The 26,282-nt window shown below is 63.7% G+C and carries 29 protein-coding genes; 12 read left to right on the top strand and 17 right to left on the bottom strand.

The window, feature by feature from the left end; translation table 11 throughout:
* Positions 1–38: 38 nt before the first annotated feature.
* From ptsN to lptC, 6 genes are all read right to left on the bottom strand, one after another.
* Positions 39–503, bottom strand: coding sequence for a PTS IIA-like nitrogen regulatory protein PtsN (gene ptsN, locus AC04SH_RS16175; RefSeq protein WP_135898701.1), 465 nt, complete (start codon positions 501–503; stop codon positions 39–41).
* A gap of 83 nt (positions 504–586) precedes the next feature.
* Positions 587–1,171: a ribosome hibernation-promoting factor, HPF/YfiA family gene (hpf, locus tag AC04SH_RS16170; protein WP_112562681.1), complete on the bottom strand. Its 585-nt coding sequence runs from the start codon at positions 1,169–1,171 to the stop codon at positions 587–589.
* Between the two features lie 294 nt (positions 1,172–1,465).
* Entirely contained in the window at positions 1,466–2,992 is a 1,527-nt protein-coding gene (gene rpoN, locus AC04SH_RS16165) for an RNA polymerase factor sigma-54 (RefSeq protein ID WP_477233269.1), read from the bottom strand.
* 214 nt (positions 2,993–3,206) lie between these two features.
* Positions 3,207–4,025, bottom strand: a complete 819-nt coding sequence (gene lptB / locus AC04SH_RS16160; RefSeq protein WP_477233270.1) for an LPS export ABC transporter ATP-binding protein — start codon at positions 4,023–4,025, stop codon at positions 3,207–3,209.
* Positions 4,022–4,606, bottom strand: a complete 585-nt coding sequence (locus tag AC04SH_RS16155) for an LptA/OstA family protein (RefSeq protein WP_477233271.1) — start codon at positions 4,604–4,606, stop codon at positions 4,022–4,024. The genes lptB and AC04SH_RS16155 overlap by 4 nt, the downstream gene beginning before the upstream one ends.
* Complete coding sequence (gene lptC, locus AC04SH_RS16150; protein WP_488575766.1) at positions 4,593–5,306, bottom strand: LPS export ABC transporter periplasmic protein LptC; 714 nt, start codon at positions 5,304–5,306, stop codon at positions 4,593–4,595. Before lptC ends, AC04SH_RS16155 begins: the two co-directional genes overlap by 14 nt.
* A 297-nt stretch (positions 5,307–5,603) precedes the next feature.
* On the opposite strand from lptC, the gene sppA reads away from it, so the two are divergent.
* The 4 genes from sppA (at position 5,604) to lhpI (ending at position 8,321) form a co-directional block, all read left to right on the top strand.
* A complete protein-coding gene (sppA, locus tag AC04SH_RS16145) occupies positions 5,604–6,560 on the top strand; it encodes a signal peptide peptidase SppA (protein ID WP_488575765.1) in 957 nt (318 codons plus the stop codon).
* A gap of 80 nt (positions 6,561–6,640) precedes the next feature.
* Positions 6,641–6,925 carry an integration host factor subunit beta gene (locus AC04SH_RS16140; RefSeq protein WP_006200394.1) on the top strand — a complete coding sequence of 95 codons (285 nt, stop codon included), beginning with the start codon at positions 6,641–6,643 and terminating at the stop codon, positions 6,923–6,925.
* A 54-nt stretch (positions 6,926–6,979) separates the two neighbouring features.
* A complete protein-coding gene (locus AC04SH_RS16135) occupies positions 6,980–7,324 on the top strand; it encodes a lipopolysaccharide assembly protein LapA domain-containing protein (RefSeq protein WP_112562691.1) in 345 nt (114 codons plus the stop codon).
* A gap of 31 nt (positions 7,325–7,355) precedes the next feature.
* Entirely contained in the window at positions 7,356–8,321 is a 966-nt protein-coding gene (gene lhpI / locus AC04SH_RS16130) for a bifunctional Delta(1)-pyrroline-2-carboxylate/Delta(1)-piperideine-2-carboxylate reductase (RefSeq protein ID WP_488575764.1), read from the top strand.
* On the opposite strand, the gene AC04SH_RS16125 is transcribed toward lhpI, so the two are convergent.
* The 4 genes from AC04SH_RS16125 to AC04SH_RS16110 all read right to left on the bottom strand — a co-directional run bounded on the left by AC04SH_RS16125 (position 8,311) and on the right by AC04SH_RS16110 (position 10,447).
* Positions 8,311–8,745: a VOC family protein gene (locus AC04SH_RS16125; protein ID WP_488575763.1), complete on the bottom strand. Its 435-nt coding sequence runs from the start codon at positions 8,743–8,745 to the stop codon at positions 8,311–8,313. The two genes, lhpI and AC04SH_RS16125, sit on opposite strands and share 11 nt — an antisense overlap.
* A gap of 116 nt (positions 8,746–8,861) precedes the next feature.
* Entirely contained in the window at positions 8,862–9,296 is a 435-nt protein-coding gene (locus AC04SH_RS16120; protein WP_488575762.1) for an EVE domain-containing protein, read from the bottom strand.
* Positions 9,293–9,673 carry a VOC family protein gene (locus AC04SH_RS16115; RefSeq protein ID WP_488575761.1) on the bottom strand — a complete coding sequence of 127 codons (381 nt, stop codon included), beginning with the start codon at positions 9,671–9,673 and terminating at the stop codon, positions 9,293–9,295. Before AC04SH_RS16115 ends, AC04SH_RS16120 begins: the two co-directional genes overlap by 4 nt.
* A 75-nt stretch (positions 9,674–9,748) precedes the next feature.
* Positions 9,749–10,447 (bottom strand): helix-turn-helix transcriptional regulator, encoded by a 699-nt coding sequence (locus AC04SH_RS16110; RefSeq protein ID WP_488575760.1) that lies wholly within the window; start codon positions 10,445–10,447, stop codon positions 9,749–9,751.
* A gap of 127 nt (positions 10,448–10,574) precedes the next feature.
* Here AC04SH_RS16110 and AC04SH_RS16105 point away from each other — a divergent pair, with 127 nt between their 5' ends.
* The 6 genes from AC04SH_RS16105 (at position 10,575) to olsB (ending at position 17,589) form a co-directional block, all read left to right on the top strand.
* A complete protein-coding gene (locus AC04SH_RS16105; RefSeq protein ID WP_488575759.1) occupies positions 10,575–11,651 on the top strand; it encodes an RsmD family RNA methyltransferase in 1,077 nt (358 codons plus the stop codon).
* Between the two features lie 34 nt (positions 11,652–11,685).
* Positions 11,686–12,543 carry a TrmH family RNA methyltransferase gene (locus tag AC04SH_RS16100; protein WP_488575758.1) on the top strand — a complete coding sequence of 286 codons (858 nt, stop codon included), beginning with the start codon at positions 11,686–11,688 and terminating at the stop codon, positions 12,541–12,543.
* A complete protein-coding gene (gene lspA / locus AC04SH_RS16095; protein ID WP_488575757.1) occupies positions 12,540–13,028 on the top strand; it encodes a signal peptidase II in 489 nt (162 codons plus the stop codon). The genes AC04SH_RS16100 and lspA overlap by 4 nt, the downstream gene beginning before the upstream one ends.
* Before the next feature lie 83 nt (positions 13,029–13,111).
* Positions 13,112–14,101 carry an acrylyl-CoA reductase (NADPH) gene (acuI, locus tag AC04SH_RS16090; protein ID WP_488575756.1) on the top strand — a complete coding sequence of 330 codons (990 nt, stop codon included), beginning with the start codon at positions 13,112–13,114 and terminating at the stop codon, positions 14,099–14,101.
* A 144-nt stretch (positions 14,102–14,245) separates the two neighbouring features.
* On the top strand, positions 14,246–16,537 hold the full coding sequence (locus AC04SH_RS16085; protein ID WP_488575755.1) for a response regulator: 2,292 nt from the start codon (positions 14,246–14,248) through the stop codon (positions 16,535–16,537).
* Positions 16,538–16,713: 176 nt separating this feature from the next.
* Positions 16,714–17,589, top strand: a complete 876-nt coding sequence (gene olsB / locus AC04SH_RS16080) for a l-ornithine N(alpha)-acyltransferase (RefSeq protein WP_488576037.1) — start codon at positions 16,714–16,716, stop codon at positions 17,587–17,589.
* 96 nt (positions 17,590–17,685) lie between these two features.
* On the opposite strand, the gene AC04SH_RS16075 is transcribed toward olsB, so the two are convergent.
* A complete protein-coding gene (locus AC04SH_RS16075; RefSeq protein ID WP_477233284.1) occupies positions 17,686–18,318 on the bottom strand; it encodes a trimeric intracellular cation channel family protein in 633 nt (210 codons plus the stop codon).
* Between the two features lie 116 nt (positions 18,319–18,434).
* On the bottom strand, positions 18,435–19,064 hold the full coding sequence (gene grpE, locus AC04SH_RS16070; protein WP_112562714.1) for a nucleotide exchange factor GrpE: 630 nt from the start codon (positions 19,062–19,064) through the stop codon (positions 18,435–18,437).
* 239 nt (positions 19,065–19,303) lie between these two features.
* Here grpE and AC04SH_RS16065 point away from each other — a divergent pair, with 239 nt between their 5' ends.
* Both AC04SH_RS16065 and AC04SH_RS16060 read left to right on the top strand, forming a co-directional pair.
* Positions 19,304–19,504 carry a hypothetical protein gene (locus AC04SH_RS16065; RefSeq protein WP_477233285.1) on the top strand — a complete coding sequence of 67 codons (201 nt, stop codon included), beginning with the start codon at positions 19,304–19,306 and terminating at the stop codon, positions 19,502–19,504.
* Between the two features lie 84 nt (positions 19,505–19,588).
* The gene (locus AC04SH_RS16060) at positions 19,589–20,611 is read left to right on the top strand and encodes a fatty acid desaturase (RefSeq protein WP_488575754.1); all 1,023 of its coding nucleotides are present in this window, start codon (positions 19,589–19,591) and stop codon (positions 20,609–20,611) included.
* 59 nt (positions 20,612–20,670) lie between these two features.
* On the opposite strand, the gene AC04SH_RS16055 is transcribed toward AC04SH_RS16060, so the two are convergent.
* From AC04SH_RS16055 to AC04SH_RS16035, 5 genes are all read right to left on the bottom strand, one after another.
* Positions 20,671–21,291: a DJ-1/PfpI family protein gene (locus AC04SH_RS16055; RefSeq protein WP_142868981.1), complete on the bottom strand. Its 621-nt coding sequence runs from the start codon at positions 21,289–21,291 to the stop codon at positions 20,671–20,673.
* Between the two features lie 194 nt (positions 21,292–21,485).
* Positions 21,486–23,093, bottom strand: a complete 1,608-nt coding sequence (locus tag AC04SH_RS16050; RefSeq protein WP_488575753.1) for a GMC family oxidoreductase — start codon at positions 23,091–23,093, stop codon at positions 21,486–21,488.
* A 96-nt stretch (positions 23,094–23,189) separates the two neighbouring features.
* Positions 23,190–23,723, bottom strand: coding sequence for a DUF934 domain-containing protein (locus AC04SH_RS16045; RefSeq protein WP_488575752.1), 534 nt, complete (start codon positions 23,721–23,723; stop codon positions 23,190–23,192).
* Positions 23,724–23,839: 116 nt separating this feature from the next.
* Entirely contained in the window at positions 23,840–24,604 is a 765-nt protein-coding gene (locus AC04SH_RS16040) for a phosphoadenylyl-sulfate reductase (protein WP_477233289.1), read from the bottom strand.
* Positions 24,579–26,249 (bottom strand): nitrite/sulfite reductase, encoded by a 1,671-nt coding sequence (locus AC04SH_RS16035; protein WP_488575751.1) that lies wholly within the window; start codon positions 26,247–26,249, stop codon positions 24,579–24,581. Before AC04SH_RS16035 ends, AC04SH_RS16040 begins: the two co-directional genes overlap by 26 nt.
* Positions 26,250–26,282 lie beyond the last annotated feature (33 nt).

Raw genomic sequence — 26,282 nt, 5'->3', positions numbered from 1 at the left:
CTTTGGCGGCCCCTGGAAGACTTAATCCCCAAAAGACTTCAGGCCGCGTGCGAGGCCTGCGTGTCCGACAGCAGCGCGTGGATGGCGACCGCATCGCGCGTGCCCCTGATCTTGGCCACCGTGTCGGCGTCACGCAACACCCTTGCGATGCGCGACAGCGCCTTGAGGTGATCGGCGCCGGCGCCTTCCGGGGCCAGCAGCAAGAACACCAGATCGACCGGCTGGTCGTCCAGCGCCTCGAAATCGACCGGCGTCTCCAGCCGGGCAAAGACGCCGGCGATGCGTTTGACCCCCGCGAGCTTGCCATGCGGAATGGCGATGCCGTTGCCGACGCCGGTGGAGCCCAGCCGTTCGCGCTGCAGGATGGTGTCGAACACTTCGCGCTCCGGAATGCCCGAAATCGCCGCCGCTCTCTCGGACAGCAATTGCAGAAGCTGTTTTTTGGAGTTCGCCTTCAACGCCGGCAAGATCGCCGGAACGTTGATAAGATCGCTCAGATCCATGCTTGAAAATCCCTTATTCGCCTGCCGTCGCCAGTCCTCGCCCCTCGCGCGGCTGGTTCTTTATCCCTGTGCGACTATTGTCGTCATCCTTGTGCGACTTTGGTCGTGGACGGGTCGATCCAGCCGATATTTCCGTCCGGCCGCCGATAGACGATGTTGAGGTGGTCGTTTCCAGCGTTGCGGAAGACGAAGACCGGGCTCTCCTTGGTGTCGAGCTCGATGACTGCCGACGCCACCGACATGGTCTGCAGCGTCATGGTTGATTCGGCGACGATGGCCGGCGCGAAATCCTCCGGGATCTCCTCGTCGTCGTCGGCTAGCGGCGCCATCACCGTGTAGGCGATGTCGGTGATTTCGCCATTTCCGTTGCCTGAATTGTGCGACTTCAGCCGGCGCTTGTAGCGCCGAAGCCGCGTTTCGAGGCGATCCGCCGCCGCCTCGAAGGCAAGCGTTGGATCCTGGGCGTCCCCGGTCGCCTGCAGCGAAGCGCCGGAATCCAGCCTGATCATACAGTCGGCGGAGTAACGCGACCCCGATTTGATGACCGTGACATGCCCTGAAAAACCGCGGTCGAAATATTTTCCGATCGCCTCTCCGACACGGTCGGTGATGCGCGTACGAAACGCATCGCCGATATCCATGTGCTTTCCCGATATGCGCAGCTTCATCTGAAAACTGACCTTCCTTGCTCAGGCTTCAAACTGGCCAGAGTTTATACTCGTGGTCCGTGCGCACAAGCTTTGCGGCGTCAACTCGCGCCGATTTTAGATCCGAACTTTCCGGTTGATCACAATCCGCCTTCTTGGCCGTCCCGTGGCCTTCATCGTGACGGACCATCCGCATGCGGGCAATTCAGCCCGTCTCATGCGGGCGGGCTTCTAGACACTTCATTGCGGCTTGTCAATGAAGGTCTAGAGTTGTGGAAATCCAGCCATAGCAAACGCCGTGTCGGGCAAGCAGAACTAGCGCCCGGCGCTGGCTAGAGCGCGCTTCTCGCGCCGCCTCTGCACCGATGACGGAATGTTCATGCCCTCGCGGTATTTGGCCACGGTGCGCCTGGCAATATCGACGCCGCTTTCTTTCAACATGTCGACGATGGCGTCATCGGACAGCACGTCTGCGGGCTTTTCCTCATCGATCAGCTGCTTGATGCGGTCGCGCACCGCTTCCGAGGAATGCGCGTCGCCGCCACCCGATGCCGCGATCGAGGCGGTGAAGAAATAGCGCAGCTCGAATACGCCGCGCGGCGTCAGCATGTATTTGTTGGCCGTCACGCGGCTGACGGTCGATTCGTGCATGCCGATGGCATCGGCCACCGTGCGCAGGTTGAGCGGCCTGAGATGACGCACGCCATGGACCAGAAAAGCGTCCTGCTGGCGCACGATTTCCGACGCCACTTTCAGGATCGTCTTTGCCCGCTGGTCGAGGCTGCGCGTCAGCCAATTGGCGTTCTGCAGGCATTCGGCCAAAAAATCCTTCTCCGCCTGGTTCTTGGCCTGCGGCGAGACCTGGGCGAAATAGATGTGGTCGACCAGCACGCGCGGCAGCGTCTCGGCGTTGAGCTCGACCGTCCAGCTGCCGTCATTGGCGGCGCGGACTTCGACATCGGCGACGATGGCGTCGCTGGTGCCGCCCGAGAACGCCATGCCCGGGCGCGGGTCGAGCGCGCGGATTTCGGCCAACATGTCGAGGAGATCCTCCTCGTCGACCCCGCAAAGCCGCTTCAGCGTCTGGAAATCACGCCGCGCCAGGAGTTCGAGGTTGCCGATCAGCGTCTTCATCGCCGGATCGAGGCGATCGCGCACGGCAAGCTGCAGCGACAGGCACTCGGCAAGGTCGCGCGCAAACAGGCCGACCGGCTCGAATGTCTGGCAAACGGCCAGCACCTTGGCCACCATCGCCTGATCGGCGCCCAGCCGTTTCGCGATGTCTGCCAGGTCGGCGCGCAGATAGCCGGCCTCGTCCAGGCCGTCGGCCAGTTCGCCGGCGATCAGCCTTGCGGCCGGATCGGCAAAGGCAAGCGCGATTTGCTCACCGACATGCTGGCGCAGCGTGATGGCGGCGGCAGCCATGTCGCCGACATCGAAGCCTTCGGACGAGCCGGACGAACCATTGCCGGTGGCCGACTTCCACTGCGCCGTCAGGTCGGGACCGAGTCGCTCGCTGGTGCCGGGATCGTCGGGAAACAGGTTCTCCAGCGAGCTGTCGAGCTTGTCGGAGATCGCCTCGGCGCTCCACGCCGTCTCGCTCTCGAACCAGTCGCCATCGGCGGCAGGCTCAGGCGCGGCGTCGCCCTTCTGCACCTGGTCACTTGCGGCGTCATCCTGCGGCTCGGCGCGCTCCAGCAGCGGATTGCGCTCGATCTCGTCGTCGATGAAGTGGTCTAGCTCGATATGGGTGAGCTGCAGCAGCCTGATCGACTGCATCAGCTGCGGCGTCATCACCAGCGACTGGGATTGTCGTAGCTGTAATTTCGCCGCCAGCGCCATGGTTCGGTTTCAAACGCCCTTCTGCACCCGGAAGCCTACACATCAGAAGCTGCCGGAAAATGAATTTTTCCGACCCTCCATAGAAACTGGCCCGGCTTTTGCTTGTCAAGGCAAATGCTGGCAAAAGGCCCCTACCGGAGCATTATCTCACGCAAAATCGGAGAAAAAGGCCCTACGGGGCGGCAAAATTCGCCTCAGGAAACAAATTTCACGCTCAGAGCGTGAAACCCTCGCCGAGATAAAGCCGCCGCACATCCGGGTTTGCCACCACCTCGTCGGCGCGGCCATGCGTCAGCACCTGGCCGGCATGGATAATGTAGGCGCGGTCGATGAGGCCGAGCGTTTCGCGCACATTGTGGTCGGTGATGAGCACGCCGATACCGCGCGCCGTCAGATGGCGCACAAGTTGCTGGATGTCGGCGACGGCAATCGGGTCAATGCCGGCGAAAGGCTCGTCGAGCAGCATGTAGGCCGGCCGCGTCGCCAGGGCGCGCGCGATTTCCAGGCGCCGCCGCTCGCCGCCGGACAGCGACATGGACGGCGACTTGCGCAGATGGCTGATGTGAAATTCCTCGAGCAGTTCGTCGAGATTGCGCTCGCGCACCTTGCGGTCCTTCTCGACCACTTCGAGCACGGCGCGAATGTTCTGCTCGACATTGAGGCCGCGGAAGATCGACGCTTCCTGCGGCAGATAGCCGATGCCGAGGCGGGCGCGGCGGTACATCGGCATCGAGGTGACGTCGAAACCGTCGATCTCGATCGTACCTTCGTCGACCGGCACCAGGCCGGTGACCATGTAGAAACAGGTGGTCTTGCCGGCGCCGTTGGGGCCGAGCAACCCGACAGCCTCGCCGGCGCGCACACCGATGGTGACGCCGCTGACCACCTTGCGACCCTTGTAGCTCTTGGTCAGACCCTTGGCGATCAGGGTGCCCTTGAACTTCGCGGAATCGACGGTGACCGCGGCCGGTGCAGCAAGTTTGCTGGCCGCCCGTCCCGGAAGGCGGGTCAGCAGCGAAGATACGCCAGTCATTCGGGCTTCGGCGCCTCAGATTTCGGCGGCGGTGTCATCGACATGATGACTCGCCCGCCGCAGCCATCGACCTGAGCCAGGCCGCTTTTCATCTGCACGGTGAGCTTGCAGCCCTTGAGCACATTGGGGCCTTGGGACAGCACGACTTCATTGCCCGACAGGACGAGAACCTGCGTCTTCATGTCGAACGTGGCGTTGTCGCCGGTGGCGATCTGGTCATTCGACTTCATGTAGACTTTGTTTTTGACCACCAGGTGATCGATGTTGGCCGAACCTGTCATCGCCGAAGCGCCGGCGGCGGCACCCTTGGCGGCGTTGGGGTCCTTGACGTAGTAGACCTCCATACTGCCAGCCTTGAGCAGCGTCGGCCCTTGCGTCACGGTGACGTTGCCGCTGAACAGCGCCATGTTGTCGGCCTGGCGGACCTCGAGCTTGTCGCTCTCGATCTGGATCGGCTGGTCGCCCGACAGTTTGAGCCCGGATTGGCTGCTGGCGCTGGACTGAGCCCAGGACGGCGCCACACCCAGCAACAGCAAGGCCGAAGCTGCGGCGACAAGCCGTGCCGAATTACTGGGACGCATTCGATTCTCCGCTCTTTGCCTCTGCCGCCTTCATAGTGGCCGGATCGATGTGAACGCTTACCTTGTTTTCGAAAACGACAACCTTGCCATTTTCCTCGACCGACATCGAACCCGCCGTGATCCGCGAGCCGTTGCGGCTGACATCGACCGGATCACCTGTCTTCATAGAGCCTTTGCCCATGTCGAGGAAGACCGATTTGAACGTGGCAGCGACGCCGTCGGTGGTGGTGACGGTGACGTCGCTGGTCATGTCCATCGTGTTGGCGTTTCTGTTATAGATGCCGCGCTTGGCGTCGACGATCGCCACATTGTCGGCCGTCAGCGGCAGTTTGGCATGGATGCCTTCGAGTTCGATGATGTCCTGCTTGCCGACGTCCTGGATGGCGCGCAGCGCCGTCAGCGAATAGGGCAGCTTCTGCTTGGTGAAGCCATTGAGCTTGGGATTGGCCATCACCAGCTTGCCATTGGCAAAGGCGGTGCCGTCTGCCTGTATCGAGATCGAGACCGGCGCCGCGAAATAGGAATAGACCGGAAAGGCAACCGCGATCCCGGCGGCAAGCACCGGCACTGCAAACTTCAGCACGCGCACGCGGCGCGAATGGCGCTGGGCGCGGTCGAAGGCGTCCCCGCGCGTGCCCGCTGGCGCCGTGGGCGCCAAGGCCGCATCGGCGTTGGTCGTTTCGTTCGATCGAGCTAGCATGACTGTCTTCTAATAAACCCTTGCCCGCCAAAACACCTGCTATAGGTGGGTTGCCGGCCCCCGCAAGCAAGCACAAGCGGAGGAAAACCACAAAAATGTGACGACCGTTGTTTTTGCAAACGGAAATCAGGCGACACAATTTCGGCACTTCATAGCAGAAACGAAGGCGCCGCGTCATTTTTTCCTGAGATGCCGCCGGGCGTGACGGTCGCTTCGTCGCGGGCCCGTGAGGAAGAGGTAGCCGGGCGCGGATGCTTGCTTTAAAAGCATCGCTTCCCACAGACTATGAGGCAGACCATGGCAATGAGAGCCGACGACCTGATCGACCGCCGCCGCTTGCGACGCAAGTTGACGTTCTGGCGCGGCGCGGCCATTGCCATCGTGGCGCTCGGGGTGGTTGCGCTTGCAAGCTGGTTCTATGGCGAAGACCTCGGCGGCTCCTCGGTCAACCATATCGCCAAGGTCAGGATCGAAGGCACCATCACCGAGGACGAGGAGCTGATCAAGCGGCTGGAAACCATCCGCACGTCCTCGCAGGTCAAGGGCGTCATCCTGGCCATCGATTCGCCCGGCGGCACCACGGTCGGCGGTGAATCGATCTATGAGGAGGTGCGCAAGCTCGCCGCCGACAAGCCGGTCGTGGCCGAGGTCGGCACGCTGGCCGCATCAGCCGGCTACATGATCGCCAGCGCCAGCGACCACATCGTCGCCCGCAAGACCTCGATCGTCGGCTCGATCGGCGTGCTCATCCAGTATCCCGATGTCAGCGGCCTGATGGACAAGGTCGGCATCAAGCTCGAGGAAGTGAAATCCTCGCCGCTGAAGGCCGCGCCCTCGCCCTTCAAGCCGACCAATGAAGACGAGCGCGCCATGGTCCGCAAGCTCATCCTCGACAGCTATGACTGGTTCGTCGGCATCGTCGCCGAGCGCCGCAAGATGACCCGCGACCAGGCATTGGCGCTCGCCGACGGGTCGATCTTCACCGGCCGCCAGGGTCTCGCCAACGGTCTGATCGACGCCGTCGGCGGCGAAAGCGTGGCCATCGACTGGCTGGCGACCAAGGGGGTCGACGCCAAGCTCAAGGTGGTGGAATGGAAGGACACCGAACGGCGCGGCAGCTTCCTGTTCTCGAAAGCAATAGCGCGTAGCGTCGGCAGCGCGCTCGGTCTGTCGGAGACCGGAAGCGACGTTCTTCACGAAATCGGCGCCGATCGCTTGTTTCTTGACGGTCTCGTTTCCGTCTGGCACCCTTGATCTGCCGTTTGGGGCGAGTAAAAAAACAAATAAAATCATCCTGATAATTTGACCGCAGCGCTTTCACGGGGACCTTTCTGATGATCAAATCCGAGCTTGTGCAGATCATTGCCACGCGCAACCCGCATCTTTTCCTGCGCGACGTCGAAAACATCGTGGGGGCGATCTTCGACGAGATCACCGATGCCCTTGCGGAGGGCAACCGGGTCGAGTTGCGCGGCTTTGGCGCTTTTTCGGTGAAAAACCGCCCTGCCCGCACCGGCCGCAACCCGCGCACCGGCGAATCCGTCGAGGTCGAGGAGAAGTGGGTGCCGTTCTTCAAGACCGGCAAGGAATTGCGTGAACGGCTGAACGGCGGCAAATAAGCGCGGACTTGACGCGTCGGCCTTCTCAAGGCCTGCCTTTCCCAAGGAATCTCTATGTTCAACCGCTTCATACTTATCGTGGTCTTCGTGCCGCTGGCCGTCATCCTGATTGCACTGGCCGTCGCTAACCGCGAGCTCGTCGCCTTCACGCTCGATCCGTTCAACCCGGGCAATCCGAAGCTGACGCTGAACTTGCCGCTGTTTATCTTCCTGTTCGTGGCGCTCGCCATCGGCATGGTCGTCGGCAGCCTGGCGACCTGGGTCAAGCAAGGCCGCTACCGCAAGCTGGCGCGCCAGCGCGGCGTCGAGGCCGAGAATTTGCGCCAGGCGGTCAGCCGCGTGCCGGCCGCGCCGCAAGGTTCTGCCCCAGGGACGGCGCTGCCGAAGCCAACGGCCTGAAGCCGGCGCTATTACCTTCGCGGAGTTTTGCATGCTGACCATTTCGGCCGACGCTGTCGACCAGGCGCTGAGCTTTCCCGGACTGGTCGAGACATTGCGCGCGGCCTTCCGCGAGGGTGCTGTGCAGCCCGTCCGCCATCACCACGGGGTCGAGCGGCCCGACGGTGCCACGTCGACGCTGCTTTTGATGCCGGCCTGGACCGATTTCCATGCCGCCGGCACCTCGGCGGGCGGTCATATCGGCGTCAAGATCGTAACCGTATCGCCCGACAACAACGCCATCGGCAAACCGGCTGTCATGGGGCTCTACCTCCTGCTCAACGGCGCCACCGGCGAGCCCGAGGCGCTGATCGACGGCCAGCGGCTGACGCAGTGGCGCACCGCTTGCGCCTCGGCGCTGGCCGCCTCCTATCTCGCCCGCGAGGACGCCTCGCGGCTCTTGGTGGTAGGCGCCGGCGCGCTGTCGCCGTTCCTGGCCAAGGCGCATTCGGCGGTTCGGCCGATCAAGACCATCCGCATCTGGAACCGCACGCCGGCCAATGCCGAAAAGGTTGCGGCCGATTTGCGCGAGGAAGGTCTCAACGCTGAAGCCGCTAGCGATCTCGACGCCGAGCTTGCTCAGGCCGACATCGTCTCGTCGGCGACGATCACGACGACGCCGCTCGTCAAGGGCGCGCTCTTGAAACCGGGCGCACATGTCGATCTGGTCGGCGGCTTCACGCCGACCATGCGCGAAAGCGATGACGATGCGATCGCGCGCGCCCGCATCTATGTCGACACCCGCGCCGGCGCCACCAAGGAAGCCGGCGACATCGTCCAGCCGCTCGCCTCCGGCGTGCTGAAGCCGGAAGCCATCGTCGCCGATCTGCATGAACTGGCGCGCGGCGAAAAACAGGGCCGGCAAAGCCCCGGTGAGATCACGCTGTTCAAGTCGGTCGGCGCGGCGCTCGAGGACCTCGCCGCCGGCATTGCCGTCTACAACGCGCTCAAGCCGTAGCGTCTGCCGGCGCTACGGCGCCAGCCTTGCGATCGAACTTCCGGATTGCTTCCGCGCTGACCGGAGTGAAGAAGTTCACCAGATTGCCATCGGGACCGTGCAGCAGCAACGATCGGTTGCCCCATGGCATCGTCGTCGGCGTCTGCACGAAGTCGCCGGTGATTTCCCTCAGCCTGCTGTACTCCGCGTCGACATCGCCGACACGAAACTCGATGATCACTGAGCGATTGGCGGCCGGCTGCGCCACATCCGTTCCGAACAGCGCCAGCGTGCGCGTGCTGCCGATCGCCAGCGTGCACGAGGGCGTTGCCAGTTCGGCGAAATCGTCGGTGAACCAGGTTGCGGTCAGGCCGGTGATCGCCTCGTAGAAGGCCACCAGAGGTTTGATCTCGTCGGTGATGATGCGGATCGATACGAGGTCCATGCTATTCTCCTTGGAACAAATTGCAGCGGTTCAAACCATGGTACTGTTGTCGCCAAGGCTGCTGACGGCTCGGCGTCGGCAGCCCTTGTCACCATTGCCAATCAGGCCGAGGACCCTCATGCCGCGTCGGCGATGTTGGCGTCCATCGCCTGCGCTATCAGCTGGAAATCGTGCTGGCTGATCTCGAACAGGCCGAAGCGCAGCTGATAGCCCCAGTTCGATTTGCCCTTGGTGAAGTCGAGTTGTTCGAGCAGCGGCTTGATCGGCGCTTCCGTCCCGTTCGACCATGCGACGTCGCGCCGGAACGGCGTGAAGCCGGCGCCCATATCGCCCTGGTAAGGCTCGCCTTCGCGCACCGTGCCGATGGCGGTGAAAGCCTGCAGCCCGTCCTTTTCGCCCAAGACGGTGGTCGGCGAGTAGTAGACCACACCGTCGCCCGGCTTGATGCGGCGCAGCGGCGCTGCCTTGCCATGGTTGACCTGCATGAAGCCGGCCGCGCGGCCGCGCCGCACATGTTCGGCCGAAGCCACCGCGATCCAATGGGCGCTCATCCCTGAGCTCCTTCGAACGGCCAATAGACGCGCAGGCGATGGTTGTCCGGATCGAGAGCGACGAAGGTGCGGCCGAAATCCAGGTAGGTCGGCGCTTGCAGAATCTCGAGGCCGCGCCTCGCCCAGTCTGCATGCGTGGCGTCCACCGCTGCCGCGTTTTCGACTGCCAGCACAAGTTCGCCGCCTCCGCCCGTCGTGGCGGCCGCCGGCTCAACGGTATGGCGCGACCAGAGGCCGAGCTTGAAGCCCTTGTCGAGAACAAACATCGCAAAGGTCGGTGAAGTCTCAACCGGCTTGCGCCCAAGCAAGCTGGCATAGAAGGCGCCGCTCCGCTCCGGGCTGTCGACATAGAGGATGACGAAATTGGGGGTGTTCATGTCTGCTCTCCAAGGATTCGATTGGAGGAGCATAGGCGACCTTACTGTCAGATTCTGGCAGCAGCGATCGAAGCCTCAGGCGCCGGGCTGACGCTTCGAGGCATCCAATGTCGCCCGCCATTCCTTCAGCAGCGCCTGCCGCCGGCGTGGATAGCGGATGTCGGTTGTGTTGAGATCGGACATGCGGTCGGCGCGAAAATGGCGGAAATCCTGCCGCGTCTCGCACCAGGCCGCCACCACCCGCACCTTGTCGAAAAACCCGAGCGCAAATGGCCAGACCATGCGCTCGGACGCGGCGCCGCCGGCATCACGATAGAGAAAGCCGAGTTTTCTCTCGTTGCGGATCGCCTGCCGCACCACGCCGAGGTCGATGCTTTCGACCAACTCACCGCGCGGCCCGACCAGTAGCGCGTTTGCATCGAGGTCCTCGCGCAGATCGTCCGGCAATACCGCAGCGATCTTGGCCAGCGCGTCGGTCGCGGCGGCCGACAGACGCTTGTCCGGTTGTCTGGCAACCCAACGCGATCCGAGCACGATGGCCTCGATCTCCTCGTCGCTGAACATCAGTGGCGGCAGCATGAAGCCGGGCTTGAGCACATAGCCCAGCCCCGCCTCGCCCTCGATCGGCGCGCCCTGCCCCTGCAGCGTGGCGATGTCGCGGTAGAGCGTGCGGATCGAAACGCCCATCTCGCCGGCAAGCGTGTGGCCGCTGACCGGCCGGCGATGCCGGCGCAGGATCTGGATCAGGTCGAGCAGGCGTTCGGAACGGGACATCGCCCAGATTTGCCTGTTTCCTCAGGCGAGGTCCACCACCTCGGACATTCGTGTGCTGGACCATTTTGTTTGCGCAGCCGGTGACCCTATGTCAAAAGCGGCCTGCCGCCTCCGGAGACATTCCTGCTTGAAGTCTTTTCGCGACAAACGCCGCGACAACCGTCCGCCCGCAAAGGGCAGGACAGAACACGTGCGGCCGCAGCCAGCCGCTGCGCCAGTCCGACCGGAAGCCAAGCGTCACGAAACAAAACCGGACGACCGGTCTGATCCGAAGCCGGCGCCGCGCATCCTTGCGCGCCGCGACGGCGCCCTGCCCGCCGAGCGCCTGCCGGTGATCCTCGAAGTGGCGCCCAACCAGGATTATGCGCTGCTCGACAGCGGTGCCGGCGAAAAACTCGAACAATACGGCCCCTACCGTATCGTGCGGCCCGAAGGCCAGGCGATCTGGCAAAAGGCCTTGCCGGCCCGGGACTGGGACCGCGCCGACGCCGTCTTCACCGGCGACACCGACGAGGAAGGCATCGGCCGCTGGCGCTTTCCCAAAATGCCGCTCGGCGAGACCTGGCCGATGAAGCATGACGGCATCGATTATCTCGGCCGCTTCACCTCGTTTCGCCATGTCGGCGTCTTCCCTGAGCAGGCCTCGCATTGGGACCATATGGCCAGCCTGATCGCGGCGGCGAAGCGCCCGGTCAAGGTGCTGAACCTGTTCGGCTACACCGGGCTCGCTTCTCTCGTAGCAGCCCGAGCCGGCGCCGAAGTCACCCATGTCGATGCCTCGAAGAAGGCGATCGGCTGGGCCCGCGAAAACCAGGAACTGGCCGGCCTCGGCAGCAAGCCGATCCGCTGGATCGTCGACGATGCGGTAAAATTTGCCGAGCGCGAGGAGCGCCGCGGCAGCCGCTACGACATCATCCTGTTCGACCCGCCCGCCTATGGTCGCGGCCCAAAGGGCGAGGTCTGGCAATTGTTCGAGGATCTGCCCGGCCTGACCGACCTTTGCCGCTCGATCCTGACGCCGAAGCCTCTGGCGGTGGTGCTGACCGCCTATTCGATCCGCGCCTCTTTCTTCGCCATCCATGCCCTGATGCGCGATACTTTTGCCGGCATGGGCGGCACGGTTGAATCAGGCGAACTGATCATCCGCGAGCAATCCGCCGGCCGGGCGCTGTCGACATCGCTGTTTTCGCGCTGGGTGGCCTGAATGCCCGGGGGACCTGAATGCCCGGGAGTCATGAATGAATGAGCGGCACGCCGGCGCGCCGGGGCAGGTGAAGGAAGTCACCAGCCTCGCCAACCCGTTGATCAAGGACATCAAGGCGCTCGCCCAGAAGAAATTCCGCGACCAGCAGAATGCCTTCATGGCCGAAGGGCTGAAGCTGGTCATCGACGCGCTCGACCTAGGCTGGTCGATCAGGACGCTGGTGTTCGCCAAGGCCGGACGCGGCAATGCCGCGGTCGAGAAGGTGGCGGCGCGCACGGTCGCCGCCGGCGGCACCGTGCTCGAAGTGTCGGAAAAGGTGCTCGTCGCCATCACCCGCCGCGACAATCCGCAAATGGTGGTCGGCGTCTTCCAGCAGAAACTTCTGCCGCTAAGAGACATCCGCGCCCGCGATGGTGACGTCTGGGTGGCGCTCGACCGGGTGCGCGACCCCGGCAATCTCGGCACCGTCATCCGCACCGTCGATGCCGTCGGCGCCAAGGGCGTCATCCTGGTCGGCGAGACCACCGATCCTTTCTCCGTCGAAACCGTGCGCGCCACCATGGGCTCGATCTTCGCTGTGCCGGTAACCAAGGCTACGCCGGAAGCGTTCCTGGCCTGGCGAAACAGCTTCTCGGGCCTCGTCGTTGGAACCCATCTGAAGGGTGCGGTCGATTACCGCTCGATCGATTTCTCCAGGGGGCCGGTGCTGCTGATGATGGGCAATGAGCAGCAGGGCCTGCCTGACAATCTGGCCGAAAGCTGCGACCGGCTGCTCCGGATTCCGCAGGCCGGCCGCGCCGATTCACTCAACCTCGCGGTCGCCACCGGCATCATGCTGTTCGAGATCCGGCGCGGCGCCCTGAAGCTTGCTCCCGAGGACGCCAAATCGTGAAATCATGGTCCCCCTATGCGCTGCTGGTGGTGGTGGCAATCGCGCTTGACCAGTGGATAAAGCATCTGGTCGAGACCGGCCTCGCTTTCCAGGAAAGGCTCGATCTGGTGCCGTTCCTGGCGCTGTTTCGCACCTACAACACCGGCATCGCTTTCTCGATGTTCTCCTCCTTCGGCGACACCGGACTGGTCGTCATCGCCGTCGTGGTCGTTGCCTTCGTGCTTTATCTGGCGACGCGCACCCCGGCCGGCCATGTGCTGTCCCGCATCGGCTTTGCGCTGATCATCGGCGGCGCGATCGGCAATCTGATCGACCGCGCCGTCTACGGCCACGTCATCGACTACATACTGTTCCACACGCCGGTCTGGTCCTTCGCCGTCTTCAACCTCGCCGACGCCTTCATTTCGGTGGGTGCAGCACTGGTCGTCTTCGACGAGTTCATCGGCTGGCGGCGCGAGGCCAAGCCGCAAAGCCCCGACGCTTGAACGCCCGATTCCTTTGACCAATTGACCGCGCCGGACGGTCGCCGCACAGTCCGGCGAGACTTTGCCTGACCGAGGAGAAAAAAGTGTCCGAAACCTTCAAAGCCATCCTCGTTTCGCGCGACGCCGAAAAGAAGCAGTCGGTCGAGATCGTCGACCTCGGCGAAGCCGATCTGATGGAAGGCGATGTCACCGTCGCGGTCGAGGCGACGACGGTCAACTACAAGGACGGCCTGGCCATCACAGGCAAGGCGCCGGTGATCCGCCGCTGGCCCTTGGTGCCGGGCATCGACTTCGCCGGCACCGTGATCTCCTCCTCGCATGCCGACTGGCGCAAGGGTGACAAGGTCATCCTCAATGGCTGGGGCGTCGGCGAAACGCATTTCGGCGCCTACGCCGGGCGCGCCCGCGTCAAGGGCGACTGGCTGGTGCCGCTGCCCGACGGCATCAGCGCGCACGATGCGATGGCGGTCGGGACCGCCGGCTATACCGCCATGCTGTGCGTCATGGCGCTGGAGCGGCACGGCATCCTGCCGGATCGCGGTCCGGTGGTGGTGACGGGTGCGGCCGGCGGTGTCGGCTCGGTCGCGGTCTCGATCCTGTCCAGCCTCGGCTATCATGTCATTGCTTCGACGGGCCGCAACGCCGAGAGCCCCTATCTGATCGACCTCGGTGCCGCCGAAGTGATTTCGCGCGACGAACTCTCCCAGCCGGCCAAGCCGCTGGCCAAGGAGCGCTGGGCCGGCGGCATCGATGCCGTCGGCAGCCACACTCTGGCCAATGTGCTGTCGATGACCGCCTACGGAGGCGCGGTCGCCGCTTGCGGCCTGGCCGGCGGCATGGATCTGCCGTCGAGCGTTGCCCCCTTCATCCTACGCGGCGTCTCATTGCTCGGCATCGATTCGGTAATGGCGCCCAAGGCGGTCCGGCTCGAAGCCTGGCGCCGCATCGGCAGCGATCTCGACCTGGAAAAGCTCGCCGGCCTGTCGACGACCATCGGCTTCGACGGCATCATCGCCGCCGCTCACGACATCGTCGAGGGTAAGATCAGGGGTCGCGTGGTCGTGGATATGTGAGGCTCCGAAGCATAATCCCGAAAAGTGGAATCCGGTTTTCGGAAAAGATCATGCGATGCGGAAAACCGCCAAAAATGCATGACCGCTAAAATTCGAACGATCCGCCGCGCTTTTCCATAATCTCTATCTGGCAAGGATTTCCGCATGATCGCGGAGTCCGCCAGGAAAGAGAAGAACCGTGCCGAAAGCGTCGACGGGCCGAGCCCGGCGACGCCGAAGCGGCAGCATGTTGTCCCACCGCCGCTGGCGCCGGATTTTCCGCGCGCCACGCACGAGGGCCTGCTGTTCTTGACCGTGGTCGCCAGTGTCGTGCTGGCGGGCCTGTCCCACCTCACCGGCGCACCGATCTTCATCACGCTCGGCCTGCTGGCGACCGGCCTTGGCGGCGTCGCCATGCACCTGCGCAACCGCCACACCGTCCACCGCGCGACCGCCCTGCTCGACGAAACCGCAGCCCGCAGCCGAGCCGAGATCGAGACGCTGGCCGACCGCATGTGGGAGATGCAGGAGAGCGAGGAGCGTTTTCGCGGCTTGATCGATGCGCTGGGCGACCTCGTCGTCCATCGCGACCGCGACGGCCACATCGTCTATGCCAACAAGGTTTTCGCCAGCCTCGTCGGAACCGATCAGCGCGATCTTGCCGGCAGGACGCTGGCTGACCTCGGTATCGATGTCGGGGTCGTTCCCGACGCCGCCTTTTCGGATCACGAATGCCTGAGTTCCACCGACGTCTCCATCCGCACGCCGAACGGTCCGCGCTGGTTTTCGTGGATCGAACTGTCGGTGCGCGACAAGGACAGCGGCGCCGTTTCGCACCGGGCGATTGCCCGCGACATCACCGCCCGCAAACGTGCCGAATCCTCGCTCATCACCGCGCGCGAGCGCGCTGAATATGCCAGCCAGGCCAAGTCGCGCTTCCTCGCCACCGTCAGCCATGAGATACGCACGCCGATGAACGGCATCATGGGGATGGCCAAGCTACTGGCCGACACCAATCTGTCGCCGGAGCAGCGCACCTATGTCAGCGCCGTCTCGACCTCGGCCAGCGCGCTTTTGGCGCTCATCGAGGACCTGCTCGATTATTCCAAGATCGAGGCCGGCCGCTTCGACCCGGAGCCGCAGCCGACATCTTTGCGCGAGATCGCCGACAACATCATCGAACTGATGGCGGCGAAAGCCTTCGCCAAGAACATCGGCCTCGGCTGTCATGTCGAGCCCGACGTGCCGCAGATGATCATGGCTGATCCGGGAAGAGTGAGGCAAGTGCTGCTCAACCTCATCGGAAACGCGATCAAGTTCACCGACGCCGGCGGCGTGCTGGTTTCCGTTGCACGGGCCCGCACCGAGACCAGCGACCGCATCTGCTTCACCGTCGCCGACACCGGCCCTGGCCTGCGCGAAGAGGATATGGAGCGCATCTTCGAGGAGTTCGAACAGTCCGACGGCACCTCGACCCGCACCCATGGCGGCGCCGGCCTCGGCCTTGCCATATCGAGGCGCCTGGTGACCGCCATGGGCGGCGCCATTTCAGTGTCGAGCCGGCTTGGCGAGGGATCGGAATTCGTCTTCGAACTCCCGGCCACAGGAGCCACCGAAGCGCCGCAGAACCGGCAGAATATCCTCGCCGGCCGGCGCGCCGTCATCGTGTCGAAGAACGCTGTAGAGGCCGATGCTATCGCCCGTGCCATCCGCGCCCATGGCGGCGCCGTCGATGTTGCCGCGACCGCGTCCCAGGCGACGCCTTTCGCCGAACATTGCGACGCGCTGTTGATCGACGCCGCCATGGAAGATAGCGATGGCAGGCTGCTCAAGCGCCTGCGCCAGAGCGGCTTTGACGATTGCGAGGCGATCACGCTGATCGCGCCGACCGACCGCGGCATGCTTGGCGAATTCCGCGCCAGCGGCTACGCCACCTTCCTGGCAAGGCCGGTGCGCGGCGAAACGCTGCTGCGCGTGTTGTTGACCAGCCATGCTCCTGCTTTACCCCTGCCCAAGAACCCGGAAAAAAGCGGCGCGGCGTCGCTTCGCGCCGCTGGCGCGCGCCATCAAGGCCTGTCGGTGCTGATTGCCGAAGACAACGACATCAACGCCATGCTGGCCCGCGCCACCCTCTTGAAGGCAGGGCATCGGGTCAAAGTCGTCGGCAACGGCAAGGCCGCGGTCGAGGCAATCACCGAAGCCGGGCTGAAACACCGTTTCGACGTGGTGCTGATGGATCTGCACATGCCGGTCATGGACGGGCTGGACGCAATCGCGGCCATCCGCCGCCACGAGGAAGAAATGGCCGTGCCGCCGGTTCCGATCATGGTGCTTTCGGCCGACAGCCAGGAAAAGACCCGCCACACAGTGCTTGCCCATGGCGCCAGCGGCTTCGTCACCAAGCCGCTGGACCCCGACGCGCTGGTCCATGCCGTCGAAGGCCAGGTGGCCGCCTGAGGCCGCTCCAACGTGCTCTATGCTGTCACGTAAGGTAGCCGGTTGAGGGTTTTCGCCAGCCGACGAAGTATTGCCCGCTGCGCCGTATCACGGTACTGTCACAATCCTGTTGCACCTACACCGTATCCCCGTGCCAAGAGGGATGGCTCGAAGGAGAATCACTCGTGCATACAGTTATGCCGGAATGTGACACTCGGCCCAACGCAGGCGGTGCTTTGCTCGCCGCGCGTAACGCCGGTGCCGTCGCAACAGGCGCACCGCTGGGCCGGATCGGCAATCTCGAAGTGCGGCTTGCCCGCAACGAAGCCGAGATCGCTGCCGCGCAGGAAGTGCGCTACCGGGTATTTTATGACGAGCTTGGCGCCAGGAAGGACCTGTTCCAGGCACAGGATCGGCGCGACGCCGACCGTTTCGACCCGCTCTGCGACCATCTGCTGGTGCTGGACACCTCGATTTCCGGACCCGAGCATCGCCGCATCGTCGGCACTTATCGGCTGCTGCGGCAAGAAATCGCAGCGACCGCCGGCGGCTTCTATTCCGAAGGCGAGTTCGAGCTGACAAAGCTGATTGCCCGTCATCCCGGACAGCGCTTCCTTGAGCTCGGCCGCTCCTGCGTTCTTAAGGAATACCGCTCCAAGCGCACCATCGAGGCGCTGTGGCAAGGCATCTGGGCCTATATCAAGCACTATGAGATCGGTGTGATGACCGGCTGTGCGTCGTTCCACGGCACGGTGCCGGCGGCGCATGCCGAGGCGCTTACCTATCTTGCCCATCACTGCCGCACCAACTCAGCCTGGGATGTGCGGGCTGTGTCCGGGCGCTATTGCTCGATGGACCTGATGCCGATCGAGGCGGTAAACGCCAAGGCGGCGATCGCGGCCATGCCGCCGCTGGTCAAGGGCTATCTGCGCGTCGGCGCCCGCATCGGCGAGGGCTGCGTCATCGACCGCGAATTCTCCACCGTCGATGTGTTCGTGGTGATGCCGGTCAAGGAAATCGGCGCCCGCTACGTCAACTATTATGGCGGCGAAGCGCAACGGTTTGCCGCTTGACGCTGAGCGAATAGCGAATAGCGAGAGCTATGCCGCCAACCTGCGGACTGCCACCCTACTCGCTACTCGCTACTCCCTATTCGCTATTCCCTCTTTTCACGGAATATCCTCCGGCCGCCGTCCCGGCCGGCTCTTGTAGGACGGAAACGTCCAGCCGAATTTGAGCGCGCCGCCACGCACCAGGAAAGCCGCGACAAAGCCGGCAAGGTCCGAGGCGAGCGGCGGCAGTCCGGCAAGATCGCCCAGCGTATAAAGGCCTGCACCCGCCAGCGCCGCGCTGACGTAGATTTCGGGCCTCAGCAGCACCGACGGCTCGCCGGCCAGCAGATCGCGCAGAATGCCGCCGAATGTGGCGGTCAGCACGCCCATAATGACGGCGACGACCGGGGAACCGGTGATAGCCAGTCCCTTGGCCGCGCCCATCACGGAAAAGGCCGCCAATCCGATGGCGTCGAGCCAGAGCAGCCATTTCCAGCGCGAGTCGACGCGATGGGCGAAGAAGAAGACCAGCACCGCAACCGCCGCGCAGATCAGCACATAGCCTGAGTTGCTGACCCAAAAGACGGGCAGGTTGAGGATGACGTCGCGCAGTGTGCCACCGCCGATGCCGGTGACGCTGGCCAGGAACAGGAAGCCGATAATGTCGAGCTGCTTGCGCGAAGCCGCCAGCGCCCCGGTCGCCGCAAAGACGGCGACGCCAGCATAGTCGAGCAGGTCGATGGCGTTCATGGCAGGCCAGGGAGTAAGGGAATAGGGCAGTAGGGCAGTATGTTTAGCACGAAGCCGCACCGTTGGTACGGCTGCCTTTCCCTACTGCGCTACTGCTTATTCCCCTATTGCCTTAGCTACGCATCCTTCTCGGCCTGCTCGTTCACCGGGCCTGGCTCGACAGGGGCCTCGGCTGCCGCGATCTTGGGGCCGCCCTTGGCGACGCCGACCATGGCGGGCCGCAGCACGCGCTCGCCGATCGAATAGCCCGGCTGCACGACCTGGACCACGGTGTTGGCTGGCACGTCAGGATTGGGCACCTCGAACATCGCCTGATGGAAATTCGGGTCGAACTTCTCGCCTTCCGGCTCGAGCTTCTTAACCCCGTGCCGTTCCAGCGCCGACAGCATGGCGCGCTCGGTGATCTCGACGCCGTCGATCAGCGCCTTGAAGCCGGCATCTCCGGCTGCCTTGGCCTCGGCCGGGATGGCATCGAGCGCGCGGCGCAGATTGTCCGACACCGACAGCATGTCGCGGGCGAAATTGGCCACCGCATAGGCGCGCGCGTCATGCACGTCGCGGGCTGTGCGGCGGCGCAGATTCTCCATCTCGGCCGCGACGCGTAGCGCGCGATCCTTCAGTTCCTCATTTTCCTTCAGCAGCCGCACCAGCGCTTCATAGTCGCCGTCGATGCCGCCTTGCGTGCGCTCGGCCTCGGCCGTTTCGATATCCTCGGGCGCGCGTTCGTCTTTTGCCTGGTCGCTCATCGCCATTTCCCGTCATTCGAATGGTTTGGATTTGCGCCCGATATCGAGGTTTGGCGGTCAAAAATCAAGGGGCAGGCGATGCTTGGGGCCGTTCGGAGGACCTTGGCACGGATCGCGAAGGTCATTCGAAGTTAATTCAAATTTTACCGTGATTGCCGGCTTTGCTTGCCAATACCCCGCTATGGGGGAACCATTCCGTGGCTGGAAGAGTTTCGAAGCCAACACAGGATTTTGGGACAATGACAGGCAACAATGGCAACAGGAGCGAAGAGCTCGCCGGCGATATCAAGCGCCAGTTCGGCACCGAGGCAACGAAGCGCTTCCTGCGCAGCTTGCCGGCATTCCGCACCGAGGCCGACATTCCGGAGCATTTTCGGGACCTGCTCGACCGTCTGGACGGCATAGAAGCCAGCGTGGCAGGCGGGCAACGCCGGCAATAGCGACGCTATCGCGCGACAATTACGCGCAGTAATTTTGCGTGAGCTGTACCTTGCGGCAACGGCAAGCCACGCCTATGCTTCCTGATGAACATGATTTCCCCCGAGACGGCCGCCAACAGCAAGCGCGCCTGGTTGAAGATTCTGGCGCGCTACAAGAAGCCTGACCGGCGGCGCAGTACCCTAGAACTGGCCATCACCCTCATTCCTTTCGCCACGCTGTGGGCGCTCTCTTCGGCCGCCTATTCCTACGGCCACTGGTGGGGCCTGATCCTCATCCTTCCTGCCGCCGGCTTTCTGGTGCGGATCTTCATGATCCAGCACGATTGCGGCCACGGCTCCTTCTTCGCCAACCGCACCGCCGACGACTGGATCGGCCGTGCGCTCGGCGTGCTGACGCTGACGCCTTATGATTGCTGGCGGCGCGCCCACGCGGTGCACCATGCCAGCGCCGGCAATCTTGACGAACGCGGCATGGGCGACATCCGCACGCTGACCCTGGCCGAGTACCGGCGCCTGTCATGGCGCGGGCGCCTTGCCTATCGTCTTTACCGCCATCCGCTGGTGATGTTCGGCCTCGGGCCGATCTGGTTGTTCATTTTCGAACAAAGGCTGCCAATCGGCATGATGCGCGGCGGGCTGACGCCCTGGGTGTCGTCGATGACGACAAACCTCGCCATTGCGATTGCCGCAGCCCTCCTCATCTGGTGGATCGGCCCCGGCGCTTTCCTGGTCGTCCATCTGCCCATCGTTATCCTCGCCGGTTCCGCGGGCATCTGGCTATTCTACGTCCAGCACCAGTTCGAGGAGACGGAATGGGCGAAAGACGAAGAGTGGGAGTTCCAGCATGCCGCGCTGCACGGCTCGTCCTATTACGACCTGCCGCCGGTGCTGAACTGGTTCACCGGCAATATCGGCGTCCACCACGTCCACCATCTCTCGGCCAAGGTGCCGGGCTACCGGCTGCAGGAAGTGCTGCGCGATTATCCGGAACTGCGCGGCATCGGCCGCGTCACGCTTCTCGACAGCCTGCGCTGCGTCAAGCTGGCGCTTTGGGACGAGAAGCGCCGCAAGCTGATCTCGTTTCGCGAGGCGCGGGCTATGGCCTGAAATAAACCGCCGCGCCAAGGCGCGGCGGATTTCCAGAACCGGCTATTTCCAAAAGCTGCTCAGGCGGCCTTGCGCTCGTCGCGCATCAGAGCCTTGCCATCGCGGATCTCGGTGCCGAGCACCTTCAGGCATTCGCGCATGAAGGCGGCGAGGCCGGGCCAGCCCTTGGCCGACACCAGATTGCCGTCGACATGGGCGCCGGTCGGCGCGACATCGATGTAGATGCCGCCGGCAAGCGTCACCTCCGGCTCGCAATATTGCAGCGCCGCGACTTCCCGGCCGCGCACCACGCCGTCGACCGCGATCAGGATCTGCACGCCATGGCAGATGGTGAAGATCGGCTTGCCGGTCTCGTGGAAATGCCTGACCAGCGCCTGCACCCTTTTGTCGATGCGGATATATTCGGGACCACGCCCGCCGGCGGCATAGACGGCATCATATTGCGCCGGATCGACCTCGGAAAACGTCTTGTTGAGGATGTAATCGTGGCCGAGCTTTTCCGTGTAGGTCTGGTGGCCCTCGAAATCATGCAGCGAGGTCTTCAATATGTCGCCGGCCTTCTTGTCGGGACAGACGACGTGGACGGTGTGGCCAACCGCATGCATGGCCTGTTCAAAGACGAAAATCTCATACTCCTCGCTGAACTCGCCAACGAGCATCAATATCTTCTTGCCTGCCATGCCGGTCTCCTCCCTTGCTGGCCATTATTTCGGATCACGAAATAATGGCCCTATCCTAAGGGCAGGCTCGCGAAAGGAAAAGCCCAAATCGCACAATTGGTCTGACCAGATTGAGTTTGCTAGACGTGAGTTGGGCGGCTTATCAGCGCATTCAGGGGGAAACGGCAAAGTTGGTCCGACCACGAGGCGAGAAATCAGGCAGCAGCCCTGATCATATCAGCCGCCTTCTCGGCGATCATGATGGTCGGCGCATTGGTATTGCCGCCGATCAGTGTCGGCATCACCGAGGCGTCGACGACACGCAGCCCCTGTAGTCCGCGCACCTTAAGCTGTGGATCAACGACGGCCATCGCATCGACACCCATCTTGCAGGTGCCGACGGGGTGATAGATCGTGTCGGCGCGAGCGCGGATATGGGCCATCAGCTCGGCATCGCTGGAAACGCCGGCGGTATAGATCTCCCTGTCGCGGTACTTTGCCAGCGCCGGCGCCTCCAATATAGCGCGCATCATCCTGGCACCCTTGAGCAGCAAGGCGCCGTCCCGTTCGTCGGATAGAAAGCGCGGGTCGATACGCGGCGGCGCCAGCGGGTCCGGGCTCGACAGCCCGACCTCGCCGCGCGAATGCGGCCGAAGCACGCAGACATGGCAGGAAAAACCGTAGCCCAGATGCAGCTTGCGGCCGTGATCGTCGACGATGGCAATGCAGAAATGCAATTGCAGATCGGGCCTGTCGACCGCCGGATCGGATTTGAGGAAGGCGCCGCCTTCCGCATAGGGCGTGGCGATCATGCCGGTGCCGTTTCTGCGCCAGCGCACTATGTGCCTGAGAAGGCCGGGCAGACCGCGCAGGCCGATGCCCATCATGTCGGCATTCTTCGAGGACCAGGCCAGGATGAAATCGAGATGGTCCTGCAGGTTCTTGCCGACGCCGGGCAGATCGTGCGTGACGGCAATGCCCTGCGCGGCAAGCTCGTCGGCCGGACCGATGCCGGACAACAGCAGGAGTTGCGGCGAACCGAAGGCGCCGCCGCAGACGATGACCTCGCGCCTGGCCTTGGCCACGGCCTCGCTGTTGCCCTTGCGGTACCGAACCCCGGTGGCGCGCTTGCCGTCGAGCACAATGCCGGTGGCATGCACGCCGGTGATTACGGTGAGGTTCGGCCGGCTCATTGCCGGATGCAGATAGGCGGCGGCTGCCGAGCAGCGTTCGCCATTTCGGTCCCCACCCCAGAATTGCGTGACCTGATAAAGCCCCGCCCCTTCCTGTTCCGGCCCGTTGAAATCGTCGTTGCGGCGGATCTGGTTTTCACCGCAGGCCTCGACAAAGGCGCGCGCGATCGGGCGCGGCTCCTGCTGTTCGCCGACCCTGAGCGGCCCATCGCCGCCATGCAGCGCATCCGCGCCGCGTTGATTGCCTTCGGCGCGCTTGAAATAGGGCAGCACCTCGTCCCACGACCAGCCCTGGCAGCCGAGACCGGCCCATTCGTCGTAATCGCCGCGATGCCCTCGCGTGTAAAGCATGGCATTGATGGCGCTGGAGCCGCCAAGCGCCTTGCCGCGCGGCTGGTAGCCCTTGCGGCCGCCGAGCCCTTGCTGCGGCACCGTCTGCAATCCCCAATTGTTGATCTTCGGCCGGCCGGGCAGCAGCGCAATGATGCCTGCCGGCGCCCGGATGAGCAGATTCCTGCCCTCGCCGCCGGCTTCGATCAGGCAGACGGTAACGGATGGATCTTCCGACAACCGTGCGGCAAGCGTGCAGCCGGCGGAGCCACCGCCAGCGATGACATAGTCGAAGTCCATGGCCTTCCTCCCTGGCGCCGGCGGATATTTCCGTCCGGACAACCAAGAGAAGGCCTGATCAAGGCTGATGTAAAGGCGCGGGCAACTACCGCTGCGTCAGTTGCCCCGCAGACGCCGCCAGGAGTATTTCGGTCCCTTCGGCTCAGACGCTTCGGTCGGCTGATAATACAGCCCCAGCCCGCCGACGCGACCCTCTTCGAGCCGCTTCAGCAGCACAGGATTGGAAATCTCGAATTCGTCGAAGCCGAGCCGCAGCATATGCGGCAACTGGTCGACAAGAACTTGCCCGGTGGCGCGGACCGCGCCCTCGAACTGGTAACGGCTGCGCAGCAGCTCGCCCTTGGAAAACGAGCGACCATCGTTGAAGGCGGGAAAGGCCAGCGCCACCAGCGACAACTGGTCGAGCAGATCCGCGATCTTCTCCAGCTGGTCGCCGGGTTGCAGCACCACGCCAAGCCGCTCCTTTGCCGAGCGCCGCACCTCCGCATCAAGGCCGAGAAACGCCTGCAGTGGCAGGATAAAGCGGCCGTTGCCCGCCAGCGCATCGGCGCTTTCGGCATGCGCCCACTCGTCCTCGCGAAAACCCGTCGGGGTCCAGAGCCGGGTCTCCGGTGTCGTCTGTTCAGTCATCGAGAATTCCTAAAGCCCCATAATCGAGTCCGCAGAAAGCCGGTCCACGCAAAACCGGCGGCCTCCGAGTGGAAGCCGCCGTTTGCAGGCCAACCTCACCTGAATACCACCATAGCTTAAAGGGATGCGTCGGTCAGCGACTTCTCCAGCCCCGACAGATGGATGCCGCACTCAGTCTTGGCGTGTCCGGCCCAGCGGCCGCTGCGCGCATCCTCGCCCGGCTGCACCGGCTGCGTGCACGGGAAGCAACCGATCGACAGATAGCCATAGGCGACCAGCGGATTTTCGCGCAGCGCATGCGCGCGCATGTAGTCGGCCTGGTCCGATGTCGTCCAGTGCGCCAGCGGATTGATGCGCACGCGCGGACCGACCGCCTCGAACACCGGCAGCGCTGCCCGCGTCGAGGCCTGGAAGCGCTTGCGGCCGGTGAACCAGGCGCGGAAGGGCGCCACGCCGCGCGCCAGCGGCTCGACTTTGCGCACATCGCAGCAGGCGTCGGTGTTGCTCTGGTGCAGATTGCCGGTCGGGTCGATCCGTTCGAGCGCAGCCTCTTCCGGCTTGATCACCCTGATGTTGGTCAGCCCGAAATCGGCGGCGAGTGCGTCGCGATAGCCGAGCGTTTCCTCGAAATGCTTGCCGGTGTCGAGGAAGATGACCGGCAGCGTGCGGTCGACCTCGGCGATCATGTGCAGCAGCACCGCCGAATCCGCGCCGAAGGACGATACGGCGGCGATTTCGTCATGAAACAGCTCGCGGGCCGCGCGTTCGATGATCTCGAGCGGCTTCAGATGTCCGTACAGCGCATCGAAGCCCGCCGCCTTGGCGGCGATGCTGTCATCGACGTCGACGATACGGTCAAGCGGCCTTGGTTTCGCCAGCATAGAGCGCCTCCTTGAACGGCGCGGGACCGACACGGCGGTAAGCGTCGATGAATCTTTCACTGGGACTGAGCCGAAGGCCGAGATAGGTGTCGACGATCTGCTCGATGGCGTCGGTGATCTCTTCCGAGGAAAAGCCGCGGCCGATGATCTCGCCGACCGAGGTGTTCTCGTCGGCCGAGCCGCCGAGTGTCACCTGGTAGAGCTCGGAGCCCTTCTTCTCGACACCGAGAATGCCGATATGGCCGACATGGTGGTGGCCGCAGGCATTGATGCAGCCGGAAATCTTGAGCTTCAATTCGCCGATTTCGCGCTGCCGCTCCAGCGAAGCAAAGCGAAGCGAGATCTCCTGCGCGATCGGGATCGAGCGCGCCGTCGCCAGTGCACAATAGTCGAGGCCGGGGCATGAAATGATGTCGCTGATCAGGTTGGAATTGGCCGTCGCCAGACCAATATCGACCAGCGCGTCATAGACCGCCTTCAGATCGGCGCGCGCCACATGCGGCAGGATGAGGTTCTGCTCATGACTGACGCGCAGCTCGTCGAAAGCGTATTTCTCGGCGATGTCGGCAACCGCTTCCATCTGGCTGTCGGTGGCGTCGCCCGGCACCTCGCCAATGCCTTTCAGCGAAATCGTCACCGCCGCATAGTCGGGATGGCGATGCGTCACGACATTCTGGTCGAGCCAGTCCGAGAAGCTCTTGGAATCGAGCCGTGCAAGCTTGACCGCCGCGTCGCCTTCCGGCCGATCCACCAGCTGAGGCGGCGCGAAATAGGCGTCGATGGCGCGGATGTCGGCATCCGGCAGCTTCAGCTCGGCGTCCTTCAACTCCTGCCATTCGGCCTCGACCTGGCGGGTGATTTCCTCGACGCCGGTCTCATGCACCAGGATCTTGATGCGCGCCTTGTACTTGTTGTCGCGGCGGCCATAGAGGTTGTAAACGCGCAGGATCGCTGTGCAGTAGGACAGAAGATCGGCTTCCGGCAGGAAGTCGCGGATCTTTTTCGCCACCATCGGCGTGCGGCCCTGGCCGCCACCGACATAGACGGCAAAGCCAAGCTCGCCGGCAGCGTTCTTCTTCAGGTGCAGGCCGATGTCATGCGTCTGGATAGCGGCGCGGTCGCGCTCCGCCCCGGTCACCGCGATCTTGAACTTGCGCGGCAGGAACGAGAATTCCGGGTGCACCGACGACCATTGCCGCAGGATCTCGGCATAGGGGCGCGGATCGGCGACCTCGTCGGCGGCAGCGCCGGCAAAATGATCGGCGGTGACATTGCGGATGCAATTGCCGCTAGTCTGGATGGCGTGCATCTCGACGCTAGCGAGATCGGCCAGGATCGCCGGAATGTCCGACAGCGCCGGCCAGTTGAACTGGATGTTCTGGCGCGTGGTGAAGTGGCCGTAGCCCTTGTCGTATTTGCGCGCGATGTGACCGAGCATGCGCAACTGCTTGCCGTTCAGCGTGCCATAGGGCACCGCGATGCGCAGCATGTAGGCGTGCAGCTGCAGATAGACGCCGTTCATCAGCCTGAGCGGCCGGAACTGGTCCTCGGTGATCTCGCCGGACAGCCGGCGCTCGACCTGGTCGCTGAACTCGGCGACGCGGGCCTGGACAAAATCGTGGTCGAACTCATCGTAACGATACATGCTTCGTCTTTCAGGGCGCGTCCGCCCGTATTT

This window comes from Mesorhizobium sp. CNPSo 4688 (genome assembly GCF_057784295.1).
The sequence above is the reverse complement of the archived record's forward strand: the minus strand, read 5'-3'. Positions and strand labels throughout refer to the sequence as shown.

Excerpts from the sequence above, each read along its gene's own strand:
- ptsN (WP_135898701.1), bottom strand. The coding sequence starts at position 503 with ATGGATCTGAGCGATCTTATCAACGTTCCGGCGATCTTGCCGGCGTTG.
- hpf (WP_112562681.1), bottom strand. The coding sequence starts at position 1,171 with ATGAAGCTGCGCATATCGGGAAAGCACATGGATATCGGCGATGCGTTT.
- rpoN (WP_477233269.1), bottom strand. The coding sequence starts at position 2,992 with ATGGCGCTGGCGGCGAAATTACAGCTACGACAATCCCAGTCGCTGGTG.
- lptB (WP_477233270.1), bottom strand. The coding sequence starts at position 4,025 with ATGACTGGCGTATCTTCGCTGCTGACCCGCCTTCCGGGACGGGCGGCC.
- AC04SH_RS16155 (WP_477233271.1), bottom strand. The coding sequence starts at position 4,606 with ATGCGTCCCAGTAATTCGGCACGGCTTGTCGCCGCAGCTTCGGCCTTG.
- lptC (WP_488575766.1), bottom strand. The coding sequence starts at position 5,306 with ATGCTAGCTCGATCGAACGAAACGACCAACGCCGATGCGGCCTTGGCG.
- sppA (WP_488575765.1), top strand. The coding sequence starts at position 5,604 with ATGGCAATGAGAGCCGACGACCTGATCGACCGCCGCCGCTTGCGACGC.
- AC04SH_RS16140 (WP_006200394.1), top strand. The coding sequence starts at position 6,641 with ATGATCAAATCCGAGCTTGTGCAGATCATTGCCACGCGCAACCCGCAT.
- AC04SH_RS16135 (WP_112562691.1), top strand. The coding sequence starts at position 6,980 with ATGTTCAACCGCTTCATACTTATCGTGGTCTTCGTGCCGCTGGCCGTC.
- lhpI (WP_488575764.1), top strand. The coding sequence starts at position 7,356 with ATGCTGACCATTTCGGCCGACGCTGTCGACCAGGCGCTGAGCTTTCCC.
- AC04SH_RS16125 (WP_488575763.1), bottom strand. The coding sequence starts at position 8,745 with ATGGACCTCGTATCGATCCGCATCATCACCGACGAGATCAAACCTCTG.
- AC04SH_RS16120 (WP_488575762.1), bottom strand. The coding sequence starts at position 9,296 with ATGAGCGCCCATTGGATCGCGGTGGCTTCGGCCGAACATGTGCGGCGC.
- AC04SH_RS16115 (WP_488575761.1), bottom strand. The coding sequence starts at position 9,673 with ATGAACACCCCCAATTTCGTCATCCTCTATGTCGACAGCCCGGAGCGG.
- AC04SH_RS16110 (WP_488575760.1), bottom strand. The coding sequence starts at position 10,447 with ATGTCCCGTTCCGAACGCCTGCTCGACCTGATCCAGATCCTGCGCCGG.
- AC04SH_RS16100 (WP_488575758.1), top strand. The coding sequence starts at position 11,686 with ATGAATGAGCGGCACGCCGGCGCGCCGGGGCAGGTGAAGGAAGTCACC.
- AC04SH_RS16085 (WP_488575755.1), top strand. The coding sequence starts at position 14,246 with ATGATCGCGGAGTCCGCCAGGAAAGAGAAGAACCGTGCCGAAAGCGTC.
- olsB (WP_488576037.1), top strand. The coding sequence starts at position 16,714 with ATGCCGGAATGTGACACTCGGCCCAACGCAGGCGGTGCTTTGCTCGCC.
- AC04SH_RS16075 (WP_477233284.1), bottom strand. The coding sequence starts at position 18,318 with ATGAACGCCATCGACCTGCTCGACTATGCTGGCGTCGCCGTCTTTGCG.
- grpE (WP_112562714.1), bottom strand. The coding sequence starts at position 19,064 with ATGAGCGACCAGGCAAAAGACGAACGCGCGCCCGAGGATATCGAAACG.
- AC04SH_RS16065 (WP_477233285.1), top strand. The coding sequence starts at position 19,304 with ATGACAGGCAACAATGGCAACAGGAGCGAAGAGCTCGCCGGCGATATC.
- AC04SH_RS16060 (WP_488575754.1), top strand. The coding sequence starts at position 19,589 with ATGAACATGATTTCCCCCGAGACGGCCGCCAACAGCAAGCGCGCCTGG.
- AC04SH_RS16055 (WP_142868981.1), bottom strand. The coding sequence starts at position 21,291 with ATGGCAGGCAAGAAGATATTGATGCTCGTTGGCGAGTTCAGCGAGGAG.
- AC04SH_RS16050 (WP_488575753.1), bottom strand. The coding sequence starts at position 23,093 with ATGGACTTCGACTATGTCATCGCTGGCGGTGGCTCCGCCGGCTGCACG.
- AC04SH_RS16045 (WP_488575752.1), bottom strand. The coding sequence starts at position 23,723 with ATGACTGAACAGACGACACCGGAGACCCGGCTCTGGACCCCGACGGGT.
- AC04SH_RS16040 (WP_477233289.1), bottom strand. The coding sequence starts at position 24,604 with ATGCTGGCGAAACCAAGGCCGCTTGACCGTATCGTCGACGTCGATGAC.
- AC04SH_RS16035 (WP_488575751.1), bottom strand. The coding sequence starts at position 26,249 with ATGTATCGTTACGATGAGTTCGACCACGATTTTGTCCAGGCCCGCGTC.